Below are 1,953 nucleotides of genomic sequence, written 5' to 3'. Positions count from 1 at the left end.
GCAATGGCCAATACGGCAACGGCGGCGGTTACCAATTCCACAGATGCGGCGGGCCGAACCCTCAATACCCTGCCGCAATGCATGATCGAAAAATACCCCATCGTGACCTTGCAGGGCGCGCCTCCACGTGACTCTTACCTGATCACTGCCCGCGGTTACAGCCCTGACTATTCGGTGAGCGGCGGCCAGGTGATATCAGGCGGAGAAGTCTGGCTTCAATCGATTTTGCGCTACTGAATATTGAGAATTTTGAGAAATACCGGGAAAACATCATGAAAAAATTAACTCAACTTGTCATGGCGGGCGCGCTCGTCCTGATGGGCATGGTGCCGGTTCAGGCGCAAGTGGCCCAGGTGCCCCTGATTACGGGTGGTACTGCAGTGCCGCCGAATCTGGTGTTCACTTTCGATGATTCGGGCTCGATGTTTTTTGAGTGCCTGCCGGACGACTTGTGCATTGGCAACCAGTATGTGGGTGCAACACTGGGTGGTATCAGCACTTTCAAGACCGGGGTGGCAACCTATGCCTCCACCCTGTTCAATATGCAGATGCGGTCTCCGCAGATCAACCCGCTGTACTACGACCCGACCACCACGTACACGCCCTGGATCAAGTCAGATGGCAGCCTTTATCCAGCCTACCCGGCCAATGCTGCGCCTATTGATCCTCGTACGCCTGCTACGACCATGGATCTGGTTTCATCGCAGAATTTCACGACAAAGTTTTGTACCGCCCCCTCATCTTGCAACAACGGTACAAGTACCCAAACGGTTTTTCCGGCGCAGTACTACAACCTGACCAGCGGAACCGGTACGGCAACGGGCAACTTCACCCAGGTTGTGATTAACGCTGCGTCGGCTCCCTTCGCAAAGGCCAGCACCCGCACCGATTGCGGGGCGGGCAGCACTTGCACGTTGGCGCAAGAGCAGCAAAATTTTTCCAACTGGTTCACGTACTACAAAAACCGCGTGCTTTCCGCCATCGGCGGTACAGCATTGGCTTTTTATAACCTGCCCGTCACGTACCGGCTTGGTTACGGCCGGATCAACCAGTCCGCAGGTATCACTGTTGATTCGGTCAATACCAAAACCCTGGTACGCGGTTTGAGGCCATTTACTGGAGCGGACCGTGACGCTTTTTACACCTGGTTGTTCACGCTTACGGAGAATAGCGGGGGGACGCCTTTACGGCGTGCCATGGGCGATGTCGGCGAGTATTACCGGCGGTCGGACAACAGAGGACCATGGGGAAATGTCCCTGGTACGGATGACACCACCCCCCATTTGACATGCAGGCGTTCTTTCCATCTACTCATGACCGATGGTCTGTGGAACGGGGGTGGCGCATCCAATGCAAGTGCAGCCGGCAATGTGGACGGAACCAATGCCACTTCGGCCATTTCCGGCCCGAATGGCCAGAGTTACCAGTACACAGCCGGAAGGCCTTTCACCGATACGCGATCAGGAACGCTGTCCGACGTGGCAATGTATTACTGGGTCAATGACTTGCGCCCTGACCTGGATAACGGCGTAAAGGCGACGGCTGACGACATTGCCTTTTGGCAACACATGGTCAATTACACGATCGGTTTTGGCGTGAACGGCGTTYTCGCCAATCCGGGGGATCTTGCCGGGTTGATCTCCGGTAGCAAAAGCTGGGGAGATCCCGCTAACGAAGACGCAAATACCGTTGATGACCTCTGGCATGCCGCTGTCAATAGCCGTGGGCTGTCCCTGAGTGCTGCGGATCCGGTGGCTTACGCCAATGCACTTCGTGCGGTCATCAGCAACATTGACGAGCGCAACGGCAGTGATGCTGGGGTTGCATTGTCAGGACGGCGGCTGACCACCACATCTCGCAAATACATCCCTGAATACCGGACCAATGCGTGGACCGGAGAACTGACCGCTGTGACCCTGGATGCCAACGGCAATGCCGCCACCACGGTATGGC

The 1,953-nt window shown here is 56.2% G+C and carries 1 protein-coding gene and 1 pseudogene; both read left to right on the top strand.

Annotated elements, in window-relative coordinates; genetic code table 11:
• Positions 1-237, top strand: a pseudogene (locus AC1D0Z_RS20545) (hypothetical protein); the annotation flags it as partial.
• A gap of 35 nt (positions 238-272) precedes the next feature.
• Positions 273-1,953, top strand: a 1,681-nt coding sequence (locus AC1D0Z_RS20540; protein ID WP_477660018.1) for a pilus assembly protein, incomplete at its 3' end; no start/stop codon positions are given.

The sequence above is a fragment of the Polaromonas sp. P1_E3 genome (assembly GCF_056405935.1).
This window is presented reverse-complemented; position numbering and strand designations above follow the sequence as displayed.